This is a genomic window from Mycolicibacterium anyangense (assembly GCF_010731855.1).
GTDB lineage: Bacteria > Actinomycetota > Actinomycetes > Mycobacteriales > Mycobacteriaceae > Mycobacterium > Mycobacterium anyangense.
Genome location: NZ_AP022620.1, coordinates 2,904,954 through 2,919,607, shown reverse-complemented (window position 1 = coordinate 2,919,607; position 14,654 = coordinate 2,904,954). Strand labels below are relative to the sequence as shown.

16 protein-coding genes are annotated in these 14,654 nt (G+C 67.5%); 10 read left to right on the top strand and 6 right to left on the bottom strand.

Features of this window, described 5'->3' with window-relative positions; translation table 11 throughout:
* Window positions 1-3 precede the first annotated feature (3 nt).
* From G6N35_RS13600 to G6N35_RS13575, 6 genes are all read left to right on the top strand, one after another.
* A complete protein-coding gene (locus G6N35_RS13600; RefSeq protein WP_246224305.1) occupies window positions 4-906 on the top strand; it encodes an ABC transporter permease in 903 nt (300 codons plus the stop codon).
* Window positions 903-1,781, top strand: a complete 879-nt coding sequence (locus G6N35_RS13595; protein ID WP_163804731.1) for an ABC transporter permease — start codon at window positions 903-905, stop codon at window positions 1,779-1,781. Before G6N35_RS13600 ends, G6N35_RS13595 begins: the two co-directional genes overlap by 4 nt.
* A 50-nt stretch (window positions 1,782-1,831) precedes the next feature.
* A complete protein-coding gene (locus tag G6N35_RS13590) occupies window positions 1,832-2,989 on the top strand; it encodes an aromatic ring-hydroxylating oxygenase subunit alpha (protein WP_163804730.1) in 1,158 nt (385 codons plus the stop codon).
* A 119-nt stretch (window positions 2,990-3,108) separates the two neighbouring features.
* Window positions 3,109-4,080: a carbon-nitrogen hydrolase family protein gene (locus G6N35_RS13585; protein ID WP_163804729.1), complete on the top strand. Its 972-nt coding sequence runs from the start codon at window positions 3,109-3,111 to the stop codon at window positions 4,078-4,080.
* A gap of 18 nt (window positions 4,081-4,098) precedes the next feature.
* A complete protein-coding gene (locus tag G6N35_RS13580) occupies window positions 4,099-4,491 on the top strand; it encodes a hypothetical protein (protein ID WP_163804728.1) in 393 nt (130 codons plus the stop codon).
* Window positions 4,488-5,351, top strand: coding sequence for a patatin-like phospholipase family protein (locus G6N35_RS13575; protein WP_246224304.1), 864 nt, complete (start codon window positions 4,488-4,490; stop codon window positions 5,349-5,351). Before G6N35_RS13580 ends, G6N35_RS13575 begins: the two co-directional genes overlap by 4 nt.
* Here the strand turns inward: G6N35_RS13575 and G6N35_RS13570 are convergent.
* Together G6N35_RS13570 and lpqV are read right to left on the bottom strand one after the other, a co-directional pair.
* A complete protein-coding gene (locus tag G6N35_RS13570) occupies window positions 5,317-6,288 on the bottom strand; it encodes a patatin-like phospholipase family protein (RefSeq protein ID WP_163804727.1) in 972 nt (323 codons plus the stop codon). The two genes, G6N35_RS13575 and G6N35_RS13570, sit on opposite strands and share 35 nt — an antisense overlap.
* 79 nt (window positions 6,289-6,367) lie before the next feature.
* The gene (gene lpqV, locus G6N35_RS13565; RefSeq protein ID WP_163804726.1) at window positions 6,368-6,811 is read right to left on the bottom strand and encodes a lipoprotein LpqV; all 444 of its coding nucleotides are present in this window, start codon (window positions 6,809-6,811) and stop codon (window positions 6,368-6,370) included.
* Between the two features lie 113 nt (window positions 6,812-6,924).
* On the opposite strand from lpqV, the gene G6N35_RS13560 reads away from it, so the two are divergent.
* Window positions 6,925-7,485: a cysteine dioxygenase gene (locus G6N35_RS13560; RefSeq protein ID WP_163804725.1), complete on the top strand. Its 561-nt coding sequence runs from the start codon at window positions 6,925-6,927 to the stop codon at window positions 7,483-7,485.
* A complete protein-coding gene (locus G6N35_RS13555) occupies window positions 7,482-7,862 on the top strand; it encodes a rhodanese-like domain-containing protein (RefSeq protein WP_163804724.1) in 381 nt (126 codons plus the stop codon). The genes G6N35_RS13560 and G6N35_RS13555 overlap by 4 nt, the downstream gene beginning before the upstream one ends.
* Here G6N35_RS13555 and G6N35_RS13550 read toward each other — a convergent pair.
* Genes G6N35_RS13550 through G6N35_RS13540 form a run of 3 tightly spaced genes read right to left on the bottom strand, consistent with a single transcriptional unit; the run spans window position 7,846 to window position 11,367 of the window.
* A complete protein-coding gene (locus tag G6N35_RS13550) occupies window positions 7,846-9,537 on the bottom strand; it encodes an alpha/beta hydrolase (protein ID WP_246224303.1) in 1,692 nt (563 codons plus the stop codon). The two genes, G6N35_RS13555 and G6N35_RS13550, sit on opposite strands and share 17 nt — an antisense overlap.
* Window positions 9,538-9,547: 10 nt before the next feature.
* A complete protein-coding gene (locus G6N35_RS13545) occupies window positions 9,548-10,321 on the bottom strand; it encodes an enoyl-CoA hydratase (RefSeq protein WP_163804723.1) in 774 nt (257 codons plus the stop codon).
* Window positions 10,321-11,367 (bottom strand): enoyl-CoA hydratase/isomerase family protein, encoded by a 1,047-nt coding sequence (locus tag G6N35_RS13540; protein WP_163804722.1) that lies wholly within the window; start codon window positions 11,365-11,367, stop codon window positions 10,321-10,323. The genes G6N35_RS13545 and G6N35_RS13540 overlap by 1 nt, the downstream gene beginning before the upstream one ends.
* Window positions 11,368-11,583: 216 nt before the next feature.
* Between G6N35_RS13540 and G6N35_RS13535 the strand changes: the two genes are divergently transcribed.
* Together G6N35_RS13535 and G6N35_RS13530 are read left to right on the top strand one after the other, a co-directional pair.
* Complete coding sequence (locus G6N35_RS13535) at window positions 11,584-12,432, top strand: Bax inhibitor-1/YccA family protein (protein WP_163804721.1); 849 nt, start codon at window positions 11,584-11,586, stop codon at window positions 12,430-12,432.
* Window positions 12,433-12,535: 103 nt separating this feature from the next.
* A complete protein-coding gene (locus tag G6N35_RS13530; protein WP_163804720.1) occupies window positions 12,536-13,438 on the top strand; it encodes an endonuclease domain-containing protein in 903 nt (300 codons plus the stop codon).
* On the opposite strand, the gene G6N35_RS13525 is transcribed toward G6N35_RS13530, so the two are convergent.
* Window positions 13,435-14,652 carry an acetyl-CoA C-acetyltransferase gene (locus tag G6N35_RS13525; RefSeq protein WP_163804719.1) on the bottom strand — a complete coding sequence of 406 codons (1,218 nt, stop codon included), beginning with the start codon at window positions 14,650-14,652 and terminating at the stop codon, window positions 13,435-13,437. The two genes, G6N35_RS13530 and G6N35_RS13525, sit on opposite strands and share 4 nt — an antisense overlap.
* Window positions 14,653-14,654 lie beyond the last annotated feature (2 nt).

Below are 14,654 nucleotides of genomic sequence, written 5' to 3'. Positions count from 1 at the left end.
GCGGTGGTCGCGCGGACGCGCAACTCCGCATTGTGGCCCGCCCTGGCGATGCCGGGCATCCTGTGGCTGCTGCTGTTCTTCCTCGCACCGCTCTACGTGGTCCTGGCCATCGTCTTCGGCGAGGTGGATCCGATCTTCCGCACCCCGATACCGGTGTGGAATCCGTTGGACTGGAACCCCGCCCAGTTCAGCTACGTCCTGACCCATATCGTCGGCGCGAACGGGGTGTTCGGCCCCGCACTGCTTCGCACCGGGGTGTACGTGCTGGCGGCCAGCGCGCTGTGCCTGCTGATCGCTTTCCCGGTGGCCTACTACACCGCGCGGCTGTCCGGACGGTGGGTGGGCATTTTGCTGACCGCGTTGATCGCACCGTTCTGGATCAGCTACATGATGCGAATGTTGGCCTGGGTCAACCTTCTTCAGGACGACGGACTGGTGAACAGGATGCTGGGCCTCGGCGGCCTGTTCCACGTCGACACCCATTGGTTGACCGGTCAACCGGTGGTCGTGGTCCTGGGTCTGGTGTACGGCTATGTGCCCTACATGATCCTGCCGCTGTACGCCGGGCTGGACCGGCTGCCGCAGGCCACCCTGGAGGCTGCCCGCGATCTGGGCGCCGACCGGTTCGGGTCGTTCTGGCGGGTGACGTTGCCGATGTGCCGGCCGACGATCGTGGCCGCCGTCCTGCTGACCTGCCTGCCGATGCTCGGTGACTACTTCACCTCGGACATGCTGTCGGCCTCGCCGAAGACGGCGATGGTGGGCAACCTGATCAACGACAGCGTGCAGTCGCCCGGGCAGACCGGCCAGGCGGGCGCCTTCGTCATGCTGGTGCTGCTGGTCACCGTGCTGCCGATGTTCTACTACGTGCGCGTCACCGCGCGCGGCGACGAGGTGTCGACGTGAGAGGTCCGGTGGCGTGGTGGAAGGACCCCTGGCGTCCACCGCGGATCCTGATCGCGGTGACGATCGGCTATCTGCTGTGGTCGCTGTTACCCGTGCTGATCGCGGTGATCTTCTCGTTCAACGACGGAAAGTCCCGTACGACGTGGCAAGGGTTCTCGTTCCGCTGGTACTGGGGGGACGCAACCCGATCGGTGTGGCATGACGCGTCTCTGCACACCGCGCTGCTGCAGACCCTGAAGCTCGGCGTACTGACCACCGTCATCACCGTGCCGCTCGGGGTGATGCTGGCCATCGGGATCGACCGCTGGCGCGGGCGGCTGCCTGCTGGCGCGAATCTGCTCATGCTGGTCTCATTCGTCCTGCCCGAGGTGCTGCTGGCTGTCGCCCTGCTGTTCGTGATCACCACGCTGGCGCTGCCCATCGGCCTGGGCACCGCGGCACAGGTGATCGGACTGGTGACCTTCCAGATCGCGTACCCGGCGGTGCTGGTCCGGGCCAGGCTTGCCACCATCGGGGGCCAATATGAAGAGGCGGCAATGGATTTGGGCGCCTCGCCGGTGCAGGCATTGCGCCGGGTGACGCTGCCGATGCTCGTTCCGGCGATCTTCGCCAGTACCGTGCTGGTGTTCGCCGATGTCATCGATGACTTCGTACTGGTGCGTTATCTGTCCGGGAACTCCTCGACCGAACCGGTGTCGGTGAAGATCTACAACACCGCCAGGGCTGCCCCGACGCCGGCGCTCAATGCCTTGGCCACCCTGCTGCTGGTGTTCGCGCTGCTCGCGGTCACCATCGGATATCTGCTGTACCGGAGGATGACTCGCGGTGACGCGACGACCGGCAAGGGGATCGCGGCCTTCGCCGGCGAGGCCTGAGTCTGCGTCCATCTCTGGACCGGAACCGCGCGACCGACTAGTCTGACTGTATGTTCAAACAGTTCGTGCCCGCCCCGGTTCCCGCCGACGATCTGGCTGCCGCCCTCGCACCGTTCGGGCAGTCGCGGATGCTGCCGCGGGAGGCCTACGTCGAGGCGGCCGTCTTCGAGTGGGAGAAGCAGTACATCTTCTCGGGCTGGCACTGCGTCGGCCACGCCAGCGACCTCGACGGTGTCGGCGCACAGAAGGCTGTGGGCTCCGGCAAGAACAGCATCCTGCTGGTGCGCGGTGAGGACGGGCAGGTGCGGGCCTTCGCCAACGTGTGCCGGCATCGCGGTCATGAGATGCTGGCGTGCGGGTCCACCGCCAAGCGCCGCGGGGTCGTCTGCCCCTACCACTCGTGGTCCTACAAGCTCACCGGTGAACTGCGCAACGCGCCCGGCTTCGACGATGCCGACGGATTCCAGTTCGAGCCAAGCGCATTCGGGCTCACCGAGCTTCGGCTGGTGAACTGGCACGGTTACCTCTTCGTCGACCCCAGCGGCCAGGACATCGACTTCGAGCAGCACGTCGCCGGCCTGGAAGACATCGTCGGCCCCTACCGGCCCGAGGAGCTGACCGTGGTGGACCGGCACTCCTATGTGCTGGACACCAACTGGAAGGTGATCGTCGAGAACTATCAGGAGTGCTACCACTGCCAGGCGATCCACCCCGAGCTGTCCCGCATCTCGCCGCCCACCAGCGGGGAGAACATCGACCTGCCCGGTGACTGGATGGGCGGCTGGATGTCGATCATCGATGGCGCCCAGACCATGTCGCTCAGCGGCGCGAGTGGCGGGGTGGCGATCAAGGGCCTGTCCGAGCAGGAACTGCGCACCGTCATGTACCTGGTCGGCTTCCCCAACCTGCTCGTCAGCCTGCACCCCGACTACGTCATGACTCACGTGATGACCCCGCTGGGCGTCGACCGCACCCATGTCGAATGCGCCTGGGCATTCCCGAAGGAAGCGCTGGAAGCGCCGGACTTCGACCCGTCCTACGCGGTGGACTTCTGGGACCTGACCAACCGGCAGGACTGGGCCGCCTGCGAATCCGTGCAGCGCGGGCTGAGCTCACCGCACTCCAGGCCTGGCCCGCTGGCCCCCGATGAGGACGGTGTCTACCAGTTCGTCACGCGGGTCGCGAAGGCCTACCAGGGCACCCGCTGAGTCCGACGATCGGACGCCCGTGATTGGGCAGATCATCTAGTTGTGATGGGCATTCTGTACAGAATCGCCATAGGGTGGACCGCGCCGAGTGCTCGATAGTGGGAAGCGCGGAGGACCTCATGAATGCCCACACTGTGACCGTAGCCCTGATCCAGCAGCCCTCGGCGGTGCTCGACAATCAGGAATCGATGCGCCGCGCCGTCGCTCACGTCGCCGACGCCGCCGCGCGCGGTGCCCGGCTGATCGCCTTCCCGGAGACCTGGCTTTCCTGCTACCCGGCATGGGTTTTCGGAATGGCCGGCTGGAACGACCCGCAGGCACGTCGCTGGTATGGCCGCCTCGTCGACGACAGCATCGCCATCGGCGGTGCCGACGATCTCGACGATGACCTGGGCCCACTGCGGGCGATCGCCCGGGACCTGTCGGTGACGGTGGTCATCGGGGTCAACGAACGCGCGGATCCCAACAGCGCCACCCTGTTCAACTCTCAGGTCATGATCGGAGATCGCGGTCAGCTGTTGAACGTGCACCGCAAGCTGACCCCCACCCACACCGAACGTATCGTGTGGGCCGCCGGTGACGCGGCCGGCTTGCAGGTCGTCGATACGCCGGTGGGCCGGGTAGGCGGGCTGATCTGCTGGGAGCACTTCCACCCCTTGGCGCGTCAGGCGCTGCACGCCCAAGGCGAGCAGATCCACGTCGCGTGCTGGCCCGACATGCCCGACATGCACCACACCATCTCCCGCGGATATGCCTTCGAAGGACGGTGCTTCGTGCTGGCCGTGGGCAACTACCTCACCGTCGACGATGTGCCCGCCGAACTGGTCGACAGTTTCCGGGCGGGTCTCGGTCCGGATGCGGCTGACTCCGACGTGTTGTTCGACGGCGGCTCGGCCGTGATCGCCCCGGACGGATCCTGGCTTTTACCACCACTTTTCGGCAAGCCCGAGACCATCCTGGTCGACCTTCCGCTCGCAGCGACGAACAGCTTCAAACACGATCTCGACGTCGCGGGCCACTACTCCCGGCCGGATGTGTTCGAACTGCGGGTCAATCGGACGCGCCGCAGCTCGGTGACGTTCCATGAGTAAGGCGGACAGGGAAACTCGATGTCTCACATACTGATCGGCGTCGGACTGATCTCATTGGTAGCCGGCGCGTGGTCGGGATTTGCCCTACTGGTGGCCGTCGACAAGCCCGAACTGCTCAAGAAGGTGGGGGTGGTGGACCCGACGCGGGTGCGTCAGGTCCATCTCGACTGGATAGTGATGGGCGTCGTCTCGATCGCCACCGGTCTCGCTGTGCCCGATCTGCCGACGGTCATCGGAGTGCTCGTTCTCCTCGGTGTGGTGGTGAATCCGGCATCCTTCATCCCGATGGCGTTCTCCCGCAACGTGGCCGGCACCCGCTGGTTCCAGACGGTGTCGATGATCTCGTTCATCGCCCTGTGCGTCGGTCTCACGGGGGCCGCCCTCAGTTTCTGGCACACTGCGAGGCTGTGACGACACGAGCCTTGATCCTGGCCGGCGGCGGCCTGGCCGGGATCGCCTGGGAGACCGGGATCCTGCGCGGCATTGCCGACGAAGCGCCGGACACCGCCCGCACCCTGCTGGACTCCGATGTGCTCGTCGGTACCTCCGCCGGATCCACCGTGGCCGCCCAGATCAGCAGCACGATGCCGCTCGACGAGCTCTATGAACGCCAAATAGCGCCGTCCTCGAGCGAATTGGATCCCGGCGTCGACATCGACAGCATCGCCGAGCTGTTCCTGAGTGCGATGGCCGAACCCGGTGCACTGCAGGCCAAGCTGCGCCGCATTGGTGCCGTCGCGGCCGCCACCCCGACCGTCGCCGAACCCGTCCGCCGGCGGGTGATCGAAGCGCGCCTGCCCAGCCATGACTGGCCGCAGCGCGACCTGCGCATCACCGCCATCGACATCGCCACCGGCGAGCTGGCGGTCTTCGACCGGGCATCCGGGGTGTCGCTCGTCGATGCCGTCGCCGCCAGCTGTGCCGTGCCCGGCGCCTGGCCTCCGGTCACCATCGGCGGACGCCGCTACATGGACGGCGGGGTCAGCAGCTCGGTGCACACCGCGGTGGCCGCCGACTGCGATACCGCGGTGGTGCTGGTTCCGGCGGGGGAGTTCGCACCGGCCGCATTCGGGGCCGGCACCGCCTCCGAGATCGCCGACTTCAGCGCCCGCACCTTCGCGGTGTACGCCGACGAGGCGGCACTGGCCGCGTTCGGGCCCAACCCACTGGACCCGGTCTGTCGGGTGCCGTCCGCCACGGCCGGTCGCGAACAGGGCCGCCGGGTGGCGGCCGCCGTCACGGAGTTCCTTGGTCCAGCTTCCGGGCGGTGAGCTCCCGGCCGAGGTCGATCAGCTCGGCGGCGCGGTGGAAGTCCAGGCTCCGGCAAGCTGTCCGGGGCACCTCGATGAACAGGTCGGGCGGGTAGGTGGCCAGCTGATGGCGGGCCAGAGCGGACTGCGCGATGTCGATGGTGCGGTTCATCACCGAGAAGCTGCCGAGCTTGGGGAGCCCGGCATCCCGGGAACTGTCCACGAACTGCTCGGTTCCGTCGTCGGACTCGGCCGCCTCGGCGGAGTCGTCCGCGCTGCCGAACCGGTTGCGCACCGACTTCGCCGGCGCCGTCTCCAGGAGCGCCGACGTGCTGCGCAGCAGCCGGTTGAGCCACTCGGTGGTGGGCTTGGACTCGGCACTGCCGGCCGGCTCAGTGGCTGCGTCGGGGCCGCCGCCGAGACTGACCGCGATGGTCAGATCGGCCTTGACCGCGGCGATCGGCGCCATCGGTACCGGATCGAGGATGCCGCCGTCGGCCAGCAGCCGGCCATCGAGGACGTGCGGCGCGATCACCCCGGGGATGGCGATCGACGCCCGGATCGCGGCGTCGACCGGCCCGCGTTGCAACCACACCGACTTACCGGTGATCAGGTCGGTGGCCACCGCGGTATAGGGGATCGGAAGGTCCTCGATGCAGGCCTCACCCAGGATGTCGCGCACCGCGTCCAGGATCTTCTCCGCCCGCAGCACGCCGGCGGCGGTGATGGACGGGTCGAGTAGGCGCAATACCGCTCGCTGGGTCAAAGTCTTTGCCCAGTCCGCGAATTCGTCCAGCGAGCCGGCGGCGTGCAAACCGCCGACGAGGGCACCCATCGATGAACCTGCGACCCCGACGACCTCATAGCCGCGGTCCCGCAGTTCGTCGATCACGCCGATGTGCGCGTAACCCCGCGCACCTCCGCTGCCGAGTGCCAGCGCAACCTGTCCAGTCGCCATCACACCATTGTGCTGGTCGTGGGTACCCAGGGGTGCACAGCGACTTTTGCTAGCCGTGAATCTTTTCCGGCTGTGACCGTCAACACCCGCCCTGGCTGGCGGCGCGCACCGCGATGATCACCGCGGCCTGCTGTGGGGTGGACAGCTCGGTCCACGTCTTGTTGAACGTCTGCGGGCTGGGCTTGGCACTGGACTGCAGTTCCTTCAGCGCCGCCTCCACCAGCGTGGTGGGATCGCCGCCCCGCGATTCCATCCAGGCCTTGGTGGCCATGCAGGCCTGCGCGTACTGCTCTTCGGTGGATTCGGCTGGAACGTCGACCTTGGTGGTCACGCCGTCCGGCGACACCCCGATCGGCTCAGTGGGCGCGCCCTCCTGGGCGGTCGGTTCGGCCGGGCTGGCCGGTGCCGGGGCCTTGGAGGTGGCATTGCCGCCACCGCCGGACGAGCAGGCCATCAGGGCCGCGGTGAGGGCCGCCACGATCGTCGTGGCAGCGGTCAGCGAACGACATCGGTCACGGCGCATGCCATCAATCTATGCAACACTGGCGGCCATGTCGGAGCGTGCCGGTTCTCGGGAGTGTTGTCGGGTCTAGTACCCGCCCCCGAACCACCCCTGCCATTCCGGAGTCACCCCCCATGCCGTTCTCGAGCACCGCTCGTGCCGTCACCAATTTCCCGCCCGTCCTGCCCGCCGTCTCGGCGCCCACCCGGCTGCGGCTGCCCGACCTGTTGCACACCACCGATCTGTTCGCCGACGGCGTGCTGGGCGGCGAGTTCGACACCCTGCTGCCGGCCGGCGGCCCACCGTCCGACCAGCGCTGGTACACCCGTCTGCACGCCGACGACGAACTCGACGTCTGGCTGATCAGCTGGGTGCCCGGCCACACCACAGAACTGCACGACCACGGCGGATCGCTCGGCGCGTTGACGGTGATCTCCGGTGCCCTGCACGAATTCCGTTGGGACGGGCAAGATCTGCGCCGCCGACGGCTGGACGCGGGGGACCAGGCGGCCTTTCCGCTGGGTTGGGTGCACGACGTGGTGGGTGCGCCGGCCCTTGCCGAGCCCGAATCGATCACGTTGAGCGTGCACGCCTATTCGCCGCCGCTGACAGCGATGTCGTACTACGAAGTGACGCAGCGCAATACGTTGCGGCGCACCCGGACCGAGCTGACCGACGGACCCGAAGGCGGATGAGCCGCGTCGACGATCTGCTGGCGGCGGCCCGGGCCCGGCTACATCGCCTGCAGGCCGATGAGGTGCCCGCCGCGCTGGAGCGCGGGGCGATCCTGGTCGATATCCGGCCCGCCGCCCAGCGCGCCGCCGAAGGCGAGTTCCCTCGCGCGCTGCTGATCGAACGCAACGTGCTGGAGTGGCGCTGCGACCCGACCAGTGACGCCCGGCTGCCCGAGGCCGTCGACGACGACGTCGAGTGGGTGGTGCTCTGCCAGCAGGGCTACACCTCCAGCCTGGCGGCCGCCGCCCTGCAGGACCTCGGCCTGCACCGGGCCACCGACGTCGTCGGCGGATACGAGGCACTGGCCGCCCTCGGGCTGGCTACTCCGGCGCGTTGACGATCCCGCGCAGCTTCTCGGTCTTGCCCGGCGTCCAGCCCGGCGGCTGCAAGATGGCGGCCCACGCGTTGACCACGTCGCGCACATAGCGGTGCCCGTGCCCGTCGGGTACGTCGATGGCCACCGCCATGTCCGCCGACACCTGCAGGAACGTCACCACCGGAATCCAGTTCATATCGGGGGAGACGTCGTAACCGCGCGGTTCGCGCAGCCAATCCGGTTCGGCGAACAGCAGATCGGGGTTCCACCACGTGATCGGATCCGAGGCGTGTTGTAGGTAGACGATGCGGGGATCGCCCCACGGCTTGTCCGGTCGCGCCAGGTTGTCGGGGCGGGCGGCGAATCGGATGTTCGCCCCGTCGTCGAACGTCGGCAGCCACATCGGGGTGCCCTCGTCGCGGTTCTCGGTGACGTACTCCCACATCGTGTTGTTGAAAGTCGGACCGCTGAACAAGGCGCCGTCGGTGCGGGCAATGATGTTGTTGGGGCTCAGGAACGGTGCCTCGCCGCCGAAGGAGCCCAGGCTCTCGCCGAACACCACGATCTTGGGCCGCTGCGCCTCGGGGATGGCGCGCAGTCGCTCGTCGACCGCTTCGAACAGCGCCTGCCCCGCCTGGCGGGCGTTCTCCTTGTCCACCAGGAAGGACAGCCAGCTGGGCAGGAAGGAGTACTGCATCGACACGATCGCGGTGTCGCCGTTGTACATGTATTCCAGCGCGGAGGCCTCGGCCTCGTTGATCCAGCCGGTGCCCGTCGTCGTCGCCACCGCGATGACCTTGCGTGTGAACCCGCCGGTCCGCTCCAGTTCACGGGCCGCCAAATCGGCGGTGGCGCGGATGTCGGGGGCGGAGTTCTTCCCGGCGTAGGCCCGGATGGGTTCGACGGCCGGTGCGCCGTTGAACGTGGTGAGCTGTTCGACGCTGGGGCCGCCGGCCACGAACACGCGGCCCTGATGGCCGAGGCTGTCCCAGGTGACCAGCGAGCCGGGGCCGCCGGAACGCAGTGGGGTGGTCGGCGCCGGGTTGTCCGGATCCAGCTCGTCGTTGACCGAGGCGAATGTCTTGTTGAGGAACGCCATTGTCTGTTTGACGACGACGCCGTTGAGCAGTGAGATGCTCAGGCTGAGTAGCAGCGCCACCACCACGACGGCTGAAACCCGCGGCGGGGCAAAGCGATTGAGCTTGGATACCAGGAACCTGATGAGTTTGCCGATGAGCTGGCCGATTTCGACGAAGGCGAACAGCACGATCACCGCGATGATGGCGGCCTGCGGGTAGTTGAACCACTTCAGCCGTGGCACACCCATCAGGTCGCGGACCTCGTCCTGCCAGACGTGGAACCAGTAGACGGAGAACACCAGGCCGATGACGGCTGCCACCACCAGGATCGGCCACGCCCAGCGCGGCGCCCGCGGGCTGGCCGGGCGCGACAGCATGAACCGCACCAGCCAGACCCCGAACACCCCCAGGCCGTAACCGATGGCGCCGGCCGCGCCGCTGACCAGTCCCTGGAACAGCGGCCCGCGCGGGAGCAGCGACGGTGTCAGCGACAGCCACAGGAACACCATGCCGACAGCGGTACCGGTGAAGGTGTAGCGGCGCTGCCACCAATCCGGCTTGGGCTCTTCGGGGGTGGGCGGGGCAGGCTCTTCGGTTGCGACCTCGGCTTCGCTCACCCGGAGAACTTTATCGGTGCGTGAAGTTCGCAGGGCGCTTCTCGGTGAACGCGGCCATGCCCTCGGTCTGGTCCTCGGTGGCGAACGCGGAGTGGAACAGCCGGCGCTCGTAGAGAAGGCCCTCGGTGAGGGTGGACTCGAAGGACCGGTTGACGGCCTCCTTGGCCATCCGGGCCGCCGAGCGCGACATCTGCGAGATCGTCGTCGCCACCGCCTTGGCCTCGGTCAGGAGATCGGCAGCCGGAACCACCCGCGAGACCAGCCCACTGCGCTCGGCCTCGGCGGCGTCGATGGTGCGTCCGGTGAGGATCAGGTCCATCGCCTTGGCCTTGCCGATCGCGCGGGTCAGCCGCTGCGAGCCGCCCATGCCGGGCAGCACGCCGAGCTTGATCTCGGGCTGGCCGAACTTGGCGGAGTCGGCGGCGATCAGCAAGTCACACATCATGGCGAGCTCGCAACCGCCGCCGAGCGCATAGCCGGCAACCGCGGCAATCGTGGGGGTGCGAACAGCGGCCAGCTTGCCCCAGGCGGCGAAGAAGTCGGCGTCGAACACCTCGGAGAACGACAGCGTCGCCATCTCCTTGATGTCGGCGCCGGCGGCGAAGGCCTTCTCGCTGCCGGTGAGGATGATCGCGCCGATACCGGGATCGGCGTCGAATTCGGCTGCGGCCGTGGTCACTTCATTCATGACCTGGGTGTTGAGGGCATTGAGCGCCTGCGGGCGGTTCAGGGTGATGGTGCCGACTCGCTCGTCGCGGTCCACCAGGATGGTCTCGTAATTCACTAGTCCTCCTCGAAGGTCAGGTCGGGATCGGCCGGCGCGAAGTAGCCCTGCACATCCTCCTCGGTCACCGCGGCCAGTGACGAGGGGGACCACGTCGGGTTGCGATCCTTGTCGATGATCTGGGCGCGGATGCCCTCGACCAGGTCGTGCGAGCGGCTGGCCGCGCACGACACCCGGTACTCCTGCACCAGGACGTCTTCGAGGGTCGGCAGGTCCCCGGCACGCCTGATGGCTTCCAATGTGACCGAGGCGGCGATGGGGGAGCGGGAGGCGATCAGGTCAGCCGCCTCGTTGGCGGCGGGATCTCCGTGCCCGCGCAGGGCGTCGAGGATCCCGGCGAGAGTCGGTGCGGCGTAGCATTCGTCGACCCAGTGTCGTTGGGCCAGAAGATGACTCGGTGGCGGCTCGGTGGCGAAGCTCTCGATCGCGGCTTCGGTGCCGGCGCCGCCGACCGCGGCGGTGAACGCCGCCAGCTTCTCGTGCGGCACGTAGCGGTCGGCGAAGCCCAGCGCGATGGCGTCGGCCCCGGTGAAGGGCGCGCCGCTGAGTGCGGCGTGCAGTCCCAGCAGGCCCGGCGCCCGGGACAGGATGTAGGTGCCGCCGACGTCGGGGATCAGCCCGATGCCGACCTCGGGCATCCCGATCTTGGAGCGGTCGGTGACGACGCGGACGTTGCCGTGCGCCGAGACGCCCACGCCGCCGCCCATGACGATGCCGTCCATGATCGCGACGTAGGGCTTGGGGTAGCGGCCGATCCTGGCGTTGAGGCGGTACTCGTCCCACCAGAACCGGCGGACGTCCTCGCCTCCGGCCTTCGCGCTCTCATAGACGGCGACGACGTCACCGCCGGCGCACAGCCCGCGCTCGCCGGCGCCGTCGAGCACCACGGCGGTGATGGCGGGGTCGCCGGCCCATTCGGTGAGCACCCGGTCGAGGACGGTGACCATGTGGTGGGTCAGCGAGTTGATGGCCTTGGGCCGATTGAGTGTCACGCGGCCGACGTGGCCGTCGACCCGGGTGAGGATGTCGTCGGAATCAGCCGTCACGGCGTTGAGTTCCTTCTCTCGAAAGGTTGGATGTCCTAGTTTTACCACCCGGCCGATCTCGATCGAGACCCCACCACAGAGGTCTCACAGGTAAGGTCGGGCTTTGTACGGTCGGGGACAGCGGGAAGTTCAGGGAAGTTCGTGACTTTTCCGGGAACCCGGCCGCAGGACCGTTCGTTAGCGGTGTGTTGATCGACTTCCAGGAGAGGACCAACGGTGCGGGAGACCAGCAACCCCATATTTCGCTCGCTGCCCAAGCAGCAGGGTGGATATGCGCAGTTCGGCAGCGGCGTAGCCGGTGCACAGCAGGTGGCGTATCAGGCCGACCCTTACACCACGCAGTACCCGCCGCAGACCGGTGTCTCGCGGCCCATGACGATCGACGACGTCGTCACCAAGACCGGCATCACCCTCGGTGTGCTGTCGGTCGTCGCCGTCGTCTCCTACTTCTTGGTCTCGTCCAACCTGGCGCTGGCCATGCCGTTCACCCTGGTCGGATCGCTCGGCGGCCTGGCTCTGGTGCTGATCGCGACGTTCGGGCGTAAGCAGGACAACCCGGCCATCGTGCTGAGCTACGCCGCGCTCGAGGGGCTGTTCCTGGGCGCGATCTCGTTCGTGCTCGCCAATCTGGTGGTGTCCGGCGCCAACGCCGGTGCACTGATCGGGCAGGCGATCCTCGGCACCATCGGTGTGTTCATCGGCATGCTCGTGGTCTACAAGACCGGCGCCATCCGGGTCACCCCGAAGTTCACCCGCATGCTGGTCGCCGGCATGGTCGGTGTCCTGGTGCTGATGCTGGGCAACTTCCTGCTGTCGATGTTCGGCGTCGGCGGCGGTGCGGGCATGGGCCTGCGCTCCGGCGGCACCATCGCGATCGTCTTCTCCCTGGTCTGCATCGCGTTGGCAGCCTTCAGCTTCCTGATCGACTTCGACGCCGCCGACCAGATGATCCGCGCCGGCGCGCCGGAGAAGGCAGCCTGGGGCGTGGCACTCGGCCTGACCGTGACGCTGGTCTGGCTGTACATCGAGATCCTGCGACTGCTGAGCTACTTCCAGCAGCGGTAGTGAATCGCTTCGCAAAGCCCCGGCCCCTTTCGAGAGGCCGGGGCTTTGTCGTTGTCCACAGGGGTGACGTGCCCGAAGAGTCCGGCGGTGCGAACCTGCCGGCGTGCAGACATCCACTGGTCCCTTCATCGGCAGTGAGGCGCTTGCCAGCGGCCAACTGCGCCGCCATCAGCTACGTGCCGGCTTTCGGCCCGTGTTTCCCAACGTGTATGCCCCTAACAGCGTTTCGCTGACGCTGTACGACAAGGCGCTGGCCGCCTGGCTCTGGTCGCATCGGGGTGGCACGGTGATGGGCCTGACGGCTGCCGGTCTGCATGGTGCCAAGTGGCTCGACGACAACTCGCCCGTCGAACTGATCTGGTCCAATGCCCGGCCGCCTGCCGGGCTACGCACACATGACGTGAAGTTCTTTCCCGACGAGAGAACGACGTTCAGGCAGTTGCCCGTGACTACGCCGCAGCGGACCGCGTTCGATATCGGGCGTCGTCGGCCACTTCGGTTAACGGTGGCGCGGATGGACGCGTTGTTTCGCGCGACAGGAGTGAGCGCTGAGGACGTGCGAGCGATCGCCGCCCGGCACGCGGGATCTCCCGGTCTGCGTCGGCTGGAGACGGTTCTTGATCTCGTCGACGCGGGTGCGCAGTCGCCGAAAGAGAGCTGGCTGCGGGTGCTACTCGTCGAGGCTGGACTGCCGCGTCCGCGCACTCAGATTCCGGTACGCAGTCCCGACGGTTGGTCCACCTACTACCTCGACATGGGTTGGGAGGACGTCAAGGTCGCGGTCGAGTACGACGGCGATCACCACCGGACCGATCGCGTGCAATATGCCAAGGATGTCCACCGGCTCGAAGATCTGGCGCGACTGGGTTGGATTGTCATCCGCGTGATCGCGAGCGACACGCCCGCAGACATCCTTCGACGGGTCCGCGGCGCTATCGATTCTGCGGTGAGGGCTGGAAAACAGGGCAAAAGTGCGCCCTCACCGCAGAATCGATTGGGCGGCTAGCTGAGGCGCTCGACGACCATGGCCATGCCCTGGCCGCCGCCGACGCACATCGTCTCGATGCCGAACGTCTTGTCGTGGGTCTGCAGGTTGTTGAGCAGGGTCGCGGTGATGCGTGCGCCCGTCATACCGAACGGATGCCCGAGGGCGATCGCGCCGCCGGAGACGTTGAGCTTCTCCTCGTCCATCCCCAGCGCCCGGGCCGAGCCCAGCACCTGGACCGCGAACGCCTCGTTGATCTCGTACAGGTCGATATCGGAGATCGACAGCTTGGCGTTCGCCAGCGCCTTCTTGACCGCCTCGATCGGACCCAGGCCCATGATCTCCGGCGACAGGCCCGACACACCCGTCGACACGATGCGCGCCAGCGGGGTCAGGCCCAGCTCCTTGGCCTTGGTGTCAGAGACGATCACCAGCGCCGCTGCACCGTCGTTGAGCGGGCAGGCATTACCCGCGGTCACCGTGCCGTTTGGCCGGAATACCGGCTTGAGCTGGCTGAGCGCCTCGTAGGTGGTGCCGGCGCGCGGCCCGTCATCCTTGGAGACGACGGTGCCGTCGGGCAGCGTCACGGGCACGATCTCACGCTCGAAGAAACCGTTCTTGATGGCCTCCTCGGCACGGTTCTGCGAGCGCACACCCCAGTGGTCCTGGTCCTCGCGGCTGATCCCGGTGTACAGCGCCACGTTCTCGGCGGTCTGGCCCATCGCGATGTAGACATCGGGAAGCAGGCCGTCCTCGCGCGGATCGTGCCACTCCTCGGCACCGGCCGACGCGGCCGCCGACCGCTCACCGGCCTCCTTGTACAGCGGGTTGTGGGTGTCCGGCCAGCCGTCCGCGCTGCCCTTACTGAACTGCGACACGGTCTCCACCCCGGCCGAGATGAACGCGTGGCCTTCCCCGGCCTTGATCGCGTGGAACGCCATCCGGGTGGTCTGCAGCGACGACGAGCAGTACCGGTTCACCGTGGTACCGGGCAGGTAGTCGTAGCCCAGCTGTACCGCGACGGTGCGGCCGATGTTGAAACCGGACTCACCGCCCGGCTGGCCGCAGCCCATGATCAGGTCGTCGATCTCGCGGGGGTCCAGGCCGGGCACCTTGTCCAGGGCGGCCTTGACCATCTGAGCGGCCAGGTCGTCGGGGCGGATACTGACCAGCGACCCCTTGTAGGCGCGGCCGATCGGTGAGCGGGCAGTGGAAACGATGACGGCTTCAGCCATGA